At 49.1% G+C, this 14,682-nt stretch carries 11 protein-coding genes and 1 pseudogene; 8 read left to right on the top strand and 4 right to left on the bottom strand.

Features of this window, described 5'->3' with window-relative positions:
* Nucleotides 1-51 precede the first annotated feature (51 nt).
* On the top strand, nucleotides 52-855 hold the full coding sequence (locus tag S7335_RS18220; RefSeq protein WP_038019012.1) for an ABC transporter permease: 804 nt from the start codon (nucleotides 52-54) through the stop codon (nucleotides 853-855).
* Nucleotides 856-970: 115 nt separating this feature from the next.
* Here S7335_RS18220 and S7335_RS18215 read toward each other — a convergent pair whose 3' ends face one another.
* Complete coding sequence (locus tag S7335_RS18215) at nucleotides 971-1,597, bottom strand: N-acetyltransferase (RefSeq protein ID WP_006453769.1); 627 nt, start codon at nucleotides 1,595-1,597, stop codon at nucleotides 971-973.
* A gap of 226 nt (nucleotides 1,598-1,823) precedes the next feature.
* On the opposite strand from S7335_RS18215, the gene larE reads away from it, so the two are divergent.
* A complete protein-coding gene (gene larE / locus S7335_RS18210) occupies nucleotides 1,824-2,633 on the top strand; it encodes an ATP-dependent sacrificial sulfur transferase LarE (RefSeq protein ID WP_006455952.1) in 810 nt (269 codons plus the stop codon).
* Nucleotides 2,634-2,738: 105 nt separating this feature from the next.
* Here the strand turns inward: larE and S7335_RS18205 are convergent, their stop codons facing one another.
* From S7335_RS18205 to S7335_RS18195, 3 genes are all read right to left on the bottom strand, one after another.
* Nucleotides 2,739-3,362 carry a heme-copper oxidase subunit III gene (locus tag S7335_RS18205; protein ID WP_006454396.1) on the bottom strand — a complete coding sequence of 208 codons (624 nt, stop codon included), beginning with the start codon at nucleotides 3,360-3,362 and terminating at the stop codon, nucleotides 2,739-2,741.
* 109 nt (nucleotides 3,363-3,471) lie between these two features.
* Nucleotides 3,472-5,103, bottom strand: coding sequence for a cytochrome c oxidase subunit I (gene ctaD / locus S7335_RS18200; protein ID WP_227500073.1), 1,632 nt, complete (start codon nucleotides 5,101-5,103; stop codon nucleotides 3,472-3,474).
* A gap of 78 nt (nucleotides 5,104-5,181) precedes the next feature.
* Nucleotides 5,182-6,207, bottom strand: coding sequence for a cytochrome c oxidase subunit II (locus S7335_RS18195; protein ID WP_006457602.1), 1,026 nt, complete (start codon nucleotides 6,205-6,207; stop codon nucleotides 5,182-5,184).
* Nucleotides 6,208-7,004: 797 nt separating this feature from the next.
* On the opposite strand from S7335_RS18195, the gene S7335_RS18190 reads away from it, so the two are divergent.
* From S7335_RS18190 to S7335_RS18165, 6 genes and pseudogenes are all read left to right on the top strand, one after another.
* Nucleotides 7,005-8,036 carry a heme A synthase gene (locus tag S7335_RS18190; protein WP_006454870.1) on the top strand — a complete coding sequence of 344 codons (1,032 nt, stop codon included), beginning with the start codon at nucleotides 7,005-7,007 and terminating at the stop codon, nucleotides 8,034-8,036.
* Between the two features lie 145 nt (nucleotides 8,037-8,181).
* Nucleotides 8,182-9,183 carry a heme o synthase gene (locus S7335_RS18185; RefSeq protein WP_006457210.1) on the top strand — a complete coding sequence of 334 codons (1,002 nt, stop codon included), beginning with the start codon at nucleotides 8,182-8,184 and terminating at the stop codon, nucleotides 9,181-9,183.
* A gap of 65 nt (nucleotides 9,184-9,248) precedes the next feature.
* Nucleotides 9,249-10,268, top strand: coding sequence for an ABC transporter ATP-binding protein (locus S7335_RS18180; protein ID WP_006455961.1), 1,020 nt, complete (start codon nucleotides 9,249-9,251; stop codon nucleotides 10,266-10,268).
* 78 nt (nucleotides 10,269-10,346) lie between these two features.
* Nucleotides 10,347-11,216, top strand: coding sequence for an ABC transporter permease (locus S7335_RS18175; protein ID WP_006455074.1), 870 nt, complete (start codon nucleotides 10,347-10,349; stop codon nucleotides 11,214-11,216).
* 202 nt (nucleotides 11,217-11,418) lie between these two features.
* Nucleotides 11,419-11,772, top strand: a complete 354-nt coding sequence (locus S7335_RS18170) for a hypothetical protein (RefSeq protein WP_006454045.1) — start codon at nucleotides 11,419-11,421, stop codon at nucleotides 11,770-11,772.
* Nucleotides 11,773-12,177: 405 nt separating this feature from the next.
* Nucleotides 12,178-14,664, top strand: a pseudogene (locus S7335_RS18165) (valine--tRNA ligase); the annotation flags it as partial.
* Nucleotides 14,665-14,682: the final 18 nt, after the last annotated feature.

Below are 14,682 nucleotides of genomic sequence, written 5' to 3'. Positions count from 1 at the left end.
TATAGGCGATGATTCGTTTCAGTAGTGATTGATCGCTACGGTAAGGCACCCATGGATTTGGTAACGACGCTTTCGACCACTTGGAGCAAGATCTGGACAATCGCTCGCAATGTATTTCTAGAAGTCATACGCGATCGCATCCTTTATGTTGTTGGCATCTTTGCCATCATCATGGTGATGGCCATTGTCCTGTTGCCAGAAGTCGCGGCGGGCACCGAAGATAAGCTCATTCTTGATACCGGACTTGCCGCTATTAACCTTCTCTCTTTATTGGTAGTCGTGTTCGTTGGGACGAGCCTAATCAACAAAGAGATTGAGAAGAAGACTGTCTTAGTGCTAATTGCTAAACCCGTTAGCCGAACGGAGTTCATTTTGGGAAAGCACTTTGGACTTAGCCTGGTTATGGCCGCGTTGATCGGGGCTTTGACTTTACTGATGCTAGGCCTATTTTCTATCAGTGGCATTCCTTATCAGCTAGATCTAATGCTGCTAGCAATTTCCTTTATGTTTCTCGAGATGGTGCTGCTGATCGCGGCTGCTATCATGTTTGGCGTCATTACTAGCACTGTGCTTGCCACTTTGATGACACTTGCTCTCTTCGCAGTTGGCCACGAAACTCGAAATATCTTGGCATTTGATCAGATCGCAGAGAGCGAGAGCTTTCGCCGGGTGGCAGAAGGGCTATTTTTGGTATTGCCTGATCTCGAAAGGTTGAATCTGAAAAATGAGATTGCTAACGGTTTTGTTGCGCCCCCTAGCGGTGGGGGCTTACTAGAAAATGCTGTATATGGACTGATTTACACAGTGCTACTGCTGACAGTAACCGTCACGGTATTTGAAAGTCGTCAGTTTTAGACCTTTGGCTAGCTAGAGAGATAAATCTTTTTTACAGATCCTTTTTCACACAGTAAAGTCAATGTATAAGGGCCTATGTGAGCTAGTAAGCTAAGACGAACTAACGAGTATGATGTTATTGCGGTTGACGCTGCATGGGAAACAGGGGCGGTGATGTCCCTACTTGGATGGTGCCTAATAATTCAAACCCGTGTCGCTGATAGAAGGCGGTACTTTTCTGACTCGATGCTTCAAGATAGGCCAGCGTTTGAGTGCGATCGCATTGAATAAGAGCCTGCCGTATTAGGGCTGAGCCATAACCTCTGCTCTGTTGGGAAGGGTCGATACCGATGAGTGGTAGATACCAATGTGGCTCACTTGGATGATAGCGGTCTATCTGTTCAAATACCGTAAAGAGATCTGTTTGCCGCTGCTTAGAAACGGTGCACTGTAGAAAGTTGAATAGCGCCTCTTCGTCTGGGTACGTGTTCGGAGGAAGCCATAGAGATGCACCGGCGTAGTCCTCAACGAAGTAGGCGCTTTTCTGTGCAAACGCCTTACCTCCAAATACCTCGACGAAGCTCGGAAAGTAGGTGAGATAAGACTGTAAGTCAGGCCATACCCAACGGATGACTGGATCGGAGCGAAACGCCCGGACGAGGACATCAACAGTCGGCGTCTCGTCGGTCGCGGTGGCGATCTTAACGAGTGGCTTTTGAATAGTTGCAGCTGTCTTGAAGAAAGAACGCTTAGGTGACTTCATGACTCATACATTCATGTTCGAGGATAAGGGCTTTTGCCCTCTAGGCATACTCTAGAAAACAATCGAGAAGGAATCGGGAGATCGGGGTTTATGGCAGATCGGGGCTTGTGGCAGATCGAGGCGATCAAGATTTCTGGCTATTGCAAAACGTCAAAGGGCAGCTAATACCTTTGTAGAAGCGTTAGAGTGAGAGCTGAAGTCTTCTGTAACGTTGCTTACGCTCGATATGTCTGACAAACTGGCCCAGCTTCAAGCTATTTTTCGCGCAATGGATCGCGCACTGATTGCCTATTCAGGCGGAATTGATAGCACACTAGTAGCAAAGGTGGCCTGGGATGTGCTGGGCGATCAGGCGCTAGCAGTCACTGCTAATTCCCCTTCTTTGATGCCAGAAGACTTCGAAGATGCCAAGACGCAGGCAGCGCAGCTGGGCATTGCGCATCGCGTGGTAGAAACGCATGAGATGGACAATGAGCAATATACGTCTAATCCAGTCAACCGCTGCTACTTTTGTAAGAGCGAACTGCATGATACGCTGCGACCTCTCGCCGACGAGCTAGGCTATGACTATGTAGTAGATGGTCTTAACGCCGACGATCTATTAGACTATCGACCGGGAATTGCAGCAGCGAAGGAAAGAGGCGTGCGATCGCCCCTTGCAGAAGTGGGAATTACTAAACTAGAAGTGCGCGAAATATCTAGGCAGCTTGGCCTGCCTTGGTGGGACAAACCTTCTCAACCTTGTCTTAGCTCCCGGTTTCCCTATGGCGAGCTGATTACAACAGAAAAACTGCACCGGGTAGGAAGAGCTGAACGCTATATGCGAGATTTGGGGTATCGAAACTTGCGCGTGCGATCAGATGGAGAAACTGCACGGATTGAGCTGATGCCAGAAGAGATAGCCGATTTCACGAGTAGAACCAACCTACCATCATTGGTAGAAGCCTTTCAAAGCTTTGGTTTTACCTACGTGACGCTAGATCTAGAAGGATATAGAAGCGGTAAGCTTAATAGAGTCCTTGAAGCAACCGCATAGAAGAACACGTATGGAAGAACATGTTTAGAGCTGTCGTAGCAAAATAAGGACGCTATCTCTAGTGCCCTTATAAAGAAGATTGCAATACGATATGACTCGTCTAGGCTACCAAAGGTACAACAGAATAAAGAGAATAATCCAGATGACATCTACAAAATGCCAGTAGAGTTCAACTGCTTCGATGCCGAAGTGATTCTCACTAGAGTAGTGACCGGGAACCCGTGCACGCCAAAGAACAGCGCCCATCAGCAGTAAGCCTAGGAAGACATGCAGACCGTGGAAACCCGTGAGCACGTAGAAAGTACTCGCAAATAGATTGTCCTTCAAGCTAAATTCTAGGTTGGCATACTCGTACCCTTGCCCAAGCAAGAAGATAGTGCCCATAACGATAGTCACGGCGAACCAGGTTTTGACACCGCCAACATTGTTATTCTTAACTGCTGTATCGGCTTTGTGAATGACAAAACTGCTAGAAATAAGAATCAAAGAGTTAATGCCAGGTAGCAAAACTTCTAGCTCTGGAGTTCCAGCGGGCGGCCATTCTGTCGCAACCAGGCGAAAAGTGATATATGCGATAAATAGACCTAAGAACAGCATGCTCTCAGCGCACAGAAAGACAAGCACGCCGAACAGGCGATGGTCGGGATGTTCTTCGTGATGACTGACGGCGGCGTTTTCTTCTTGAGCAAGATTAAGCGTACCTTCAGCAGTGTTGATGGAGCCTTGCATAGGGCGAAGAGTGTGGGTTTACTGGGATATGAAGTATAGAGTGGTAGGAATAGGGGGAAGATAGGGAAATGGATATACAAACGCCTCTCCCTAATTTTCTAAATCCTGACTACGAAGCAGGCGCAGGGACTGCGTGAGCGTAGAGTTCTTCAGGGTCTCTTTCGGCGGTGTAGCCTAAACCGTAGTCATAAGGACCTGTAATTAGCTCCGGCAGTTCTTCGAAGTTCTCAATGTGTGGTGGAGACAGGGTTTGCCATTCCAACGTGAGGGCGCGCCATGGGTTCGCGGGTGCTTTCTCACCATAGCGCCAGCTCCAGACTGCGTTGATGAGGAACGGAATGGTGGAAACAGCCATGACGTAAGCGCCAATGGTGGCGATAACGTTCAAATCAGTGAACTGAGGATCGTAGAGGGCAATGCGGCGGTTCATTCCTCTTAGACCTAGTTCATGCATCGGCATAAATGTAAGATTCATGCCGATAAACGACAGGGCAAAATGAACTTTACCCCAAAATTCGTTCATCATCCGCCCAGTCATTTTAGGGAACCAGTGATAGACCGCCATGAAGATGCCGAAGACAGAGGCACCAAAGAGCACATAGTGGAAGTGGGCCACAACAAAGTAGGTGTCGTGAACGTGAATGTCGAAGGGGACGGCGGCAAGCATAACGCCGCTGATGCCACCGATCAAAAACAAAGATATGAACCCTAAGGCAAACAGCATTGCGCTAGTAAAGGCAATCTTTCCTCTCCAAAGCGTAGCCACCCAGCCGAAGACCTTGATTCCAGTAGGTACGGCAATGACCATAGTGGTGATCATAAAGAACATACGTAGCCACGGAGGGGTACCACTAGTAAACATGTGATGTGCCCAAACAATTAGGCCTAGAAAGCTAATGACAATAGAGGAATAGGCGATCGCCCGATAGCCAAAGATAGGCTTACGCGCATGGACAGAAACCACTTCACTAATCGCACCGAACAGCGGCAGCACAAAGATATACACTGCCGGGTGCGAATAGAACCAAAACATATGCTGGTAGACAACTGGATTGCCGCCACCAGTAGGGTTGAAAAATGCGGTTCCTGCAATTAGGTCGAATGCCAGCAGAATTAAAGCACCAGCCAACACAGGCGTACTGATCAAAATCAACAGGGAGGTCGCAATCATCGCCCAGCAGAACAAAGGCATCTTAGTCAGCGGCATACTGGGCACGCGCATCTTCAAGATGGTGACTAAGAAGTTCAGGCCGCCTAGGATAGAAGCGGTACCGCCTAAAAGAACGCTTAAGATCCAAATCCCTTCTCCTAACATACCTGTTGTTAGGCTTAGCGGTGGATATGAAGTCCAACCAGCTTGGGGGGGCTCATAGAAGAAGCTGCTGATCAGCAAGATACCGGAAGGGGGGATCATCCAAAAAGCGATCGCATTTAGCCTAGGAAAGGCCATATCCCGCGCTCCAATCATCAGCGGGATCAGATAGTTTGCTAGTCCTGCGCCCGCCGGCACAATCCACAAGAACAGCATTACCGTGCCGTGGAGCGTCAGCAGGCCGTTATATACATCTGGGGTCACAACATCAGGAGCCGGAGTCGCTAGCTCTGTACGCATTGCTGTTGCTAGCGCACCGCCGATTAGATAGAAGAAGAAGGCCGTGACCAGGTATTGAATACCAATGACCTTGTGATCGGTACAAAAGGTAAAATAGTCAGTCCATTTGCGCTCATTGCCCAGCAGCATTGGCGTATCCGGGCTAGAGGCTTTGGGTTCAGAAGTGATAGTCATACAGATGAGTCGCTATATTTTTTCTGTACAGTTTTATTCGCTACGCAGCGCTGTTAGGCTCTCAGGGGCGATCGCTAATTGCAGCGGATCTACAAAAGTCTCTAAGTATTCGGCGTCTGTTTTGTCAGCAGCAGGCGTTGGTAGAGACGCGATCACCTCACCGTTGTCCAAAGCCGCCATCCGCTCATCTACCCAAGCGGCATAGTCTTCTGCCGAATGAACAATGAGCTGAGTACGCATGCCGCCATGGTAAGGACCACAAAGCTCAGCGCAGACCACCGGATAAGTGCCTTCACGGATGGCGTTGATCACTAGCCTGGTCTCTTGTCCTGGGATCATGTCTTGCTTAACGCGAAACTCCGGCAGCCAGAACGCATGCAAAACGTCCTGTGCATTCAGTTTCAGCTCTACCGGTTCGTCTACTGGGATATGCAGCTCACCATCTACAATCCCATCGGGATAGTTAAAGATGAAAGCATATTGCAGGCCCTGCACATTGATCGAAAGGGCACTGTCCGCCATCTCTACAGGAGCACCTAGCCCAGCTTCGCTAATTAGCTCGCCCTCTGATAGATCACTCTCTAATAAATCACCTTCTAGCGGCAGTTCACCCAAAGCTGAAGTCGAGCTACCTGGCACCGCATCAGCCGCGTAGGCAACCTCGACCATTTTTCCAGGTCCGCCCATATCGTGCTTCATCAGCTCTAGCCCGCCCATACGGGTATAGATATCAAAGCTATATATGGAAATACCTAATACAACAACAGCTGGAATTGCGGTCCAAACAATCTCAAGCGGAATGTTGCCCTCAAGGTGTTCGCCATCGCCCTCGTCCCCATCCTTGCGACGGAATCGAAAAACGGCGACGAGCAGAGCACCTTCTACAAGCAGAAAAAGGCCAAAGCCAATAGTGATCATCGTGCTGAACAATCCATCAACTAGCTCTGCCTCCTGAGAAGCGGCTACTGGCATCAGGCCATTATTTTGGCCATACCAAAGACTAGCAATGGTGACGAAAATACCCACTAACAGGGTCAAAATAGGACTTGGAATATTCACAGTGGTGATTCACGGACCTAAACGAGTCCGGCTAATGAGGAGGGTGAGTCGAGCTGGCGATCAAGAGCGCTGCTGATCGAGTTTTGTTGCCTCACACAAGGTAGCGCTATTTCTAATGGTATGAGTGCTTTGTTAAACGATTGTTTTGCGCTTTAATCTTTTTTCTATAATCAGCTTTTATGCGAGATCATCTCTGCGAGATCATTAGAGAGACCTTAGAGCTGTTTATGCTTCTTATTCAGCATTTCTACTTTCTGCTTTGAAGAAGAAAAATAGGTAGAAGAGACTAATCAGGTGCTGTTCTACGAGGATTTAGGCTAACTTATGGTCTACGTTCATATCACGGCTGTATAGGCCAATACACTCAAGTGAGCCCGATGGAAATACTAGCGAGGACAGCGCTCTGATAGCACTTGAGCGATCGCATAGGCGACCACTTAGGCGCTTTGAAGACAGACACAATAAATAACAATATTAAGCAAGGTTAAGCATTTGTAGATGCATTCTAAAGGAAAATGTCTACGCTCAGAGAATATTTAGTTTGTTGCGCTATATTTTCACTCGACAGCGTTGAAGTGTTGCAAAAATCTCTTGCCGAACTTTTACCGACAAAATTCGGTTGTGAGTAATAGCAAAGATCAGCTCAGCAGAAATGCGAAACAAACCTTAAGAACAAGGCTGAGCAGGTTTGTCCTCTGGTGAGACTACTAGAATTTATCTAGATTGCTCCGGGCTAATACTTAAACCAAAACGCTTTCTTAGTCAGTTGTTTCTTTGGATATCTCTACTATCTATACATGGCTAACTCTAGCTCTTTCAACTTCAATTTCTTGAAAGCCGTCCCCCCAGTGAACACTCCAGCGAACTCCGTAGATAGCTATTGCCTAGACTCGGCAGAAATAACCTTCATTCGGCGCTGGGTCTGGAAGATGGCTTTTGCGACGTTGGCACTGATGGCTGTGGGTAGCGCCACAAGAGTGATGAACGCCGGCCTTGCCTGCCCTGATTGGCCTTTATGCTATGGCCAGCTAGTCCCGACTGCTCAGATGAATCTAAGAGTGTTTTTGGAGTGGTTTCATCGCATGGACGCCTCTTTGATCGGTCTGATGGCGATTGGACTGGTTGGCCTATGCGCTTGGTATCGGCGATCGCTACCTGGTTGGTTGCCTCGGGCGGCAGTGGGCGCTCTGTTCTTGATTGTGGTGCAAGGTATCTTAGGCGGTCTGACCGTGATTGAACTGCTGCGATTCGACATCGTCACAGCGCATCTAGGAACAGCGCTACTGTTCTTTTGCAGCTTGCTCGCGATCGCCCTATCCCTGCTGCCGTACCGCCCCACTGGTAATACCGGCAAGCTTCCCTGGCTAGGGCTATCCGCCGCTGGGCTGGTTTACGCTCAGAGCATCATTGGTGGCTTGGTAGCCTCTAGATGGGCTGCACATCAGTGCTTTGGCCTATCCGAGCTGTGCAACATTATGAACACGCATATCGCTGGCGTACTCCCACCGACATTGGCAGTACTGCTGCTAGTAGTTAGTGTCTGGCGAACACCTGCTCTCAACAGCCATCTACGGATACTGGCAAATGCTGCGGGCGTACTGGTTGTTCTACAGATTTTGCTAGGGATTGCCACACTCAAGCTGCAACTACAGGTAGAGCCGCTGACGGTCTGTCATCAGACCATTGGCGCAGCCCTACTAGGTACGTTAGTGGGGTTTTCGGTGCTGTCTTTACGGGACTATCGAGCTTTACGCAACTATCGAGTTCAGCCAGAAGGGCTGACATCTGACCAGCAAATGGCTTCTCCCACTTCCTCAGCCGCTTTGTAGGCAGCAGTATCCCTTTTAATCTCTTTTGAAGTTGCTTCAACCCTACCTCAAGATCTCGTGCCAACATCTTGTGCTCAAGACTTGTGCTCAAGCAGCCTTTCACACTCTTTTTTGAACTTAATTGCAATAGGACTTTCCTTAAACTATGCAAACCTCGATTTGGACCGCGCGACGCCATGATGGCCCCCGGCAGGTCATTCAGAGCTATTGGCAGCTGACTAAGCCGCGCATCATTCCGCTATTGCTGATCGAAACCGCAGCGGGAATGTGGGTGGCTGGAGAAGGCCGAGTCGGTCCAGTTTTGCTGCTGGTCACTCTGTTGAGTGGCACACTTGCAGCGGCGTCGGCTCAAACGATCAACTGTATCTATGATCGCGACATTGACTACGATATGGAGCGAACCCGCCACCGTCCAATTCCCTCTGGTCGAATCCAGCCGAGAGACGCCCTGCTATTTGCGCTAGTCATGGCGATGATGTCTTTCTCTCTACTAGCAAGCTTTGCTAACTTGCTTAGCGCTAGTTTAGCGATGCTAGGGATTATGGTGTATGTGGGGGTTTATACCTTTTGGCTGAAGCGATCTTCTCCCCAGAATATTGTGATCGGCGGCGCGGCTGGTGCGATTCCGCCGCTAGTCGGTTGGGCAGCAGTCACAGGCCATCTAGATCTGGCGGCTTGGGTGTTCTTTGCAATCGTGTTCGTATGGACGCCGCCTCACTTCTGGGCGTTGGCAATGCTGATCAAAGATGACTATGCCAAGGTGAACGTACCAATGATGCCGGTTGTCGTTGGCAATCAAGAAACGGCGAAGCAGATCTGGCGCTATACGGTCGGGCTAGTCCCTTTGACACTAGTGATGGTGTATCCGTTGGGAGCCTGTGGTGTGGTTTATGGACTGGGCGCAGCCGTACTCGGTGGTCTTTTCCTGAAAAAAGCATGGCAGCTACGCTGTCACTTTGATGATCGCGATCTAGCTAGAGGTACTTTCAAGTACTCAATTTTCTACATGATGTTGCTAGCAGTGGTGATGGTGCTCGATTCTTTACCCGTTACTCGCTTTGGTGTTAGCGCCCTAGCACATGGATTAGAAGGAATCTATCAGGCTATTCCTATGGTGAGCTGTGTGACTGGTTCTATCTTGGGATAATGTTGGTGATTAAGGGTAGGCGAGTTTACGTCTTTGCCCCGAACTTCATACCCTCTCTTTGACCCATGCATTCTGCAGTCTTAGTCGAAAATTTAAAGAAATCCTATGGTGAAGTAGCCGCCGTCAAGGACGTTTCTTTTGCTATTGAACCTGGTGAGATCTTTGGATTGCTGGGGCCTAATGGTGCAGGCAAGACGACCACGATTCGCTGTCTGTGTACGCTGACTGCTCCGGATGCTGGCAATCTGGAGCTGATGGGTGTCTCGGTCTTAAACGATCCTCGACGTGCTCGGCAGTTACTAGGCTACATCGCTCAAGAAGTTGCTCCGGACAAAGTTTTGACGGGCCGGGAGCTATTGGAATTGCAGGCCGCGATCTATCATTTGCCACAAACCCAGGCAAAAGCGCGAATTGAGCACATGCTAGCGCTGCTAGAGATTACCGACATTGCCGACAGGCGGACAGGTACCTATTCGGGTGGTCAGTTGAAACGGTTAGATCTAGCAGCAGGGCTACTGCATCAGCCTGCGGTACTTATACTAGATGAGCCGACAGTAGGATTAGATATTGAGAGTCGTTCTGGGGTATGGCGGTTTTTGCGGCAGCTAAGAGAGCAGGGGACGACGATTCTATTGACTAGTCACTATCTAGAAGAAGTAGACGCGCTTGCTAGCCGAGTGGCGATTATTGATCAAGGCAAAGTGATTTCGACCGGAACGCCTGCGGCGCTAAAAGCTGAGGTGGGGGGCGATCGCATTACCCTGCGCATTCGAGAGTTTGCGGGTGATGACGAGGCCGAGAAGGCCCGCTCTCTGCTAGCCGATCTGCCAGTTGTGCAAGATGTGATTATTAACAGTGCCCAAGGAAACTCTTTGAACCTGGTGGTAGATAAAGGTGGAGAAGCTTTGTCTGCTGTACAGTCTGTGCTAAAAGAAGCGGGCTTGCCAACCTTTGGCATTGCCCAATCTCAGCCGAGCTTAGATGATGTCTACCTAGCGGCAACTGGTCGAACCTTGATGGACGCAGAGATGGCAGCAGTTGGTAAGCGAGACCTGAAAAAAGAGCGGAAAGCAAGCATGAAATAAGGCAGCTATATTTGCGCTAGCCTGTATGTAAGCCTAGAAGATCTATCCATCACAACTGTAAGCCCAACGAGTCGATCGATGAGTCAATCTGTTTCTGCTCCTATTTCCGACAACCCTGCTGCCCAGCTTCGATCGCCTGGCACTAAAGAATTCATTCAAGAAACTGTCGCACTCACTCGCCGCCTGTTTATTCAGCTGCAGAGACGACCAACTACACTAGTCGCTGGGGTTATCCAACCTTTGATGTGGCTGATTTTATTTGGCGCGCTTTTTCAAAACGTGCCAAGTGATCTGTTTGGTGAGAGCCGCAACTACGGCCAATTTCTCGGTGCAGGTATCATCGTTTTTACCGCTTTTGCAGGCGCGCTCAATGCTGGCTTGCCTGTGATGTTTGACCGGGAATTTGGCTTCCTCAACCGCCTGCTCGTAGCACCTTTGGCTTCACGCTTTTCGATTGTGGTTGCCTCGGCTTTGTTCATTGCGACTATGAGCCTGATTCAAACAACTGCAATTGTAGGATTAAGCGCCGTACTAGGTGCTGGGCTGCCTGGGCCAGCGGGTCTGCTGCTGATGACGGTGATTGTGTTACTGCTAGTGTTTGGTGTAACGGCGCTGAGCTTAGGGCTAGCTTTTACGCTACCAGGCCATATTGAGCTGCTGGCGGTGATTTTCATTACTAACTTGCCGCTGCTGTTTGCGAGTACTGCTTTAGTGCCTTTGTCATTCATGCCGCCTTGGTTGCAGGTCATTGCCAGTCTTAATCCATTAAGCTATGCGATTGAGCCAATTCGCTATATCTACTTGCATTCGGACTGGAGTTTTACTAGCACAGTAATGCGGGCTCCGTTTGGAGATATCAGCTTAGGTTTGGCAGTTGGGCTGTTGCTGATATTTAGTGTGGTGGCTTTAGCGACAATTCGTCCTTTAATTAGTCGCCGGATCAGTTAGTTATGCTGAGGCTAAAGTGCCGTAAGCCGAAGTAGAAAGTGCCATAGGCCGAAATAAAATGTCATATGTTGGAATCAACGATCTAGATGAAGCAAGTTAGCACAGCCATCCAGACACAGTATCGGCACAAGATTTCTAGTTAGAATGGCTGCAATTGATACACTAGTGGCATCTGAGAAAAGACCCTTTGGAGAGATGAGTAATGCGTAAGGCTTTAGTTGGACTGATGGGTTTGGGTGTGGTGCTAGGGCTGGGTATGAGCGTCGGTGTGCGAGATGCGATCGCTCAAGATTCTGGCGTTGCTAACACGGCTGAAGACTTTAAGTCAGGAGATGCGGGTGATGGTATTTTAGGCTCTAATGTCGATATTTGGGATATCTTTCATCGTTCCTCTGTACTCTCTGGTGCAGGTGTTACCGATGAAGGGTTCTATCGTAGCCAAAGCCGTCGGATTAACCGCGAAGCTGAATCCTTACGCGAACGTCAGCGCGCAATCATAGAACAGCAAAATGGGGCAGAGCAGCAGAACAACATCATTCCTGAAACAGGCGAATAGGTTTTATTGAGCTGAACTCAACTGTTGGGCACTTAACTATTATTTGTACGATAGCTTTCGCCACTTAGCTTTACACGTCTTCTAGGGCTGAAATTCTAGGACTGAAACCTTTGATGCATGAAGAGCTAGGTGGTCGTCGATGGCCGTAGGCTTTGCCTTCTCGCAGAGTATGCATCCGGCCATTGCTATACCTACTAGGTAGGTACTATTGAGCTACTTTCCTAGTCCTTTCACAGCGCTACCTGAATCGTTCTACTTTCACAGCTTTGATAGATCAGCACCCAACTGCAGACGTCTGGGTGCTTTTTGCTGCTGAGCCTTTAGACTGATTAACTTCTTAGACGTATGAGCGTTCAAATCACTGCTACCATTTAGCTGAATCAACCCTTGCTTTTCCCCTTTGCAATGACTGCCACCACCCCCACGCTTGCTAGCCAATACGATCCGACTACCACTGAAACCAAGTGGCAAGACTACTGGCAGCAAAATGAAGTCTTCAAAGCTGATCCTAGTAAAGGTGGCGAGCCGTTTTGCGTGATGATTCCACCGCCAAACGTAACGGGTAGTTTGCATATAGGTCATGCCTTTGAGCAGGCGCTAATTGATACGGTCGTTCGCTATCAGCGGATGAAGGGGAAAAACACGCTGTATCTGCCAGGAACTGACCATGCTAGCATTGCCGTTCAAACGATTCTAGAAGAGCAGTTCGCAGATGAAGGGCAGACCCGTGAGTCAGTTGGAAGGGAGAAATTCTTAGAACGAGCTTGGGAATGGAAAGCTCAGTCAGGGGGAACAATTGTTGGTCAGTTGACCAAATTGGGTATTTCTGCGGACTGGTCCCGTGAGCGCTTCACGATGGATGAAGGCCTGTCTACTGCGGTGCTAACAGCGTTTAATCAGCTATACGAAGAAGGGCTGATCTATCGCGGTAGCTATATGGTGAACTGGTGCCCGGCCAGTCAGTCGGCAGTTTCTGATTTAGAAGTAGAAAAGAAGGAAGTCGATGGTAAGCTATGGCATTTTCGCTATCCGCTCGTTGGCGAAGAGGGCGAGCTAGAAGTCGCCACTACCCGACCTGAGACTATGCTAGGGGATACTGCAGTGGCGGTAAATCCTAACGACGAGCGCTATCGCCATTTGATTGGTAAGAAGTTGTGGCTACCGATCGCTGATCGAGAGATCCCAATTATTGGTGACGAATTTGTCGATTCGGAATTTGGTACAGGCTGTGTAAAGGTAACCCCTGCCCACGATCCCAACGACTTTGAAATGGGCAAGCGCCACAACCTGCCCCTGATTAATATCTTGAACAAAGACGGCACGCTGAATGAGAATGCAGGCGAAGACTTTGTTGGCGTTGATCGTTTTCAGGCCCGCGATCTGGTAATCGAGAAGCTAGAAGCGGAAGGCCGGATGGGCGGGATCGAAGACTATCGGCATGCTGTTCCTTATAGTGATCGCGGTAAAGTCCCAATCGAGCCGCTAATTTCTACTCAGTGGTTTGTCAAGATCGAACCGCTAGCTGAGCAGGCGCTAGCAGCACTCGACCAGCAAAGCGATCCGCAGTTTGTCCCTGAACGCTGGACGAAAGTCTACCGGGATTGGTTAGTAAATTTAAATGACTGGTGCATTTCTCGGCAGCTATGGTGGGGGCATCAAATTCCAGCCTGGTATGTTGTCACTGCAACAGAGGATGAAATTTGTGACGATACGCCTTTTGTTGTTGCAAAAAACGAGACCGAGGCCTGGGAAAAGGCAAAAGCCAAGTATGGCGATGATATCCAGCTTAAACAAGATCCAGACGTACTTGATACTTGGTTTTCTTCAGGCCTATGGCCGATGTCTACTTTGGGCTGGCCTAATACGAGCACGCCTGACTACCAGTTTTACTACCCAACTCAAACGCTCGTAACTGGGTTTGATATTATCTTTTTCTGGGTGGCTAGAATGACACTGATGGCAGGTCATTTCACTGGGAAGATGCCGTTTGATACCGTCTACATCCATGGTTTGGTACGCGATGAAAACAACCAAAAGATGTCGAAATCGAAGGGAAATGGTATCGATCCGCTGGTCTTGATTGACAAGTATGGGACAGATGCGTTGCGCTATACGTTAGTGCGCGAAGTAGCAGGCGCTGGCCAAGATATCCGCCTAGACTACGATCGGCAAACAGACGAATCTTCAGCAGTAGAAGCCTCTCGAAATTTTACCAACAAGCTGTGGAACGCCTCACGTTTTGTGATGATGAACCTGGGCGGACAGTCGCCATCTGGGCTAGGAATGCCAGGTACCGCCGGGCCTTTGGAACTCGCGGACGAGTGGATTCTATCGAAGTTTCATCAGGCGGCAGGGCGATCGCGCACCTACCTGGACAAATACGGCTTGGGTGAAGCTGCTAAGGAGCTATACGACTTTACCCGAGGGGACTTTTGTGACTGGTATATTGAACTCGTTAAGCCGCGTCTATATGGAGAAGGCGAGACGAAAAGAACCGCACAGCAGACGCTAGCCTATGTTTTAGAAGGCACTTTGAAGCTGTTGCATCCTTTTATGCCCCACATTACAGAAGAGTTGTGGCATACGCTCACTGGCGTGGGTGAAGAAGATTGTCTGGCCTTACAGCGCTACCCTGAGCCTGAGTCTGAGAAGATCAACAGTCAATTAGAACAGCAGTTTGAATTGTTGTTTGATGTGATTAGAACAATTCGCAACCTGCGAGCAGAAGCGGGAGTAAAGCCTTCTACAAAGATCGAAGCCATCCTCAAGACCGACAGCTCTGATGAGTTGGCAGTGCTGGAATCGACGCAGGCTTATATCAAGGCGATGGCGAAAGTAGAAACCTTGACCATTCAAAACACCGATCTAGCTCCAGAAGCCGAAATTGTCGCTGAGACGCTGTCTGTTTCT

It is taken from the genome of Synechococcus sp. PCC 7335 (assembly GCF_000155595.1).
GTDB lineage: Bacteria > Cyanobacteriota > Cyanobacteriia > Phormidesmidales > Phormidesmidaceae > Phormidesmis.
This window is presented reverse-complemented; position numbering and strand designations above follow the sequence as displayed.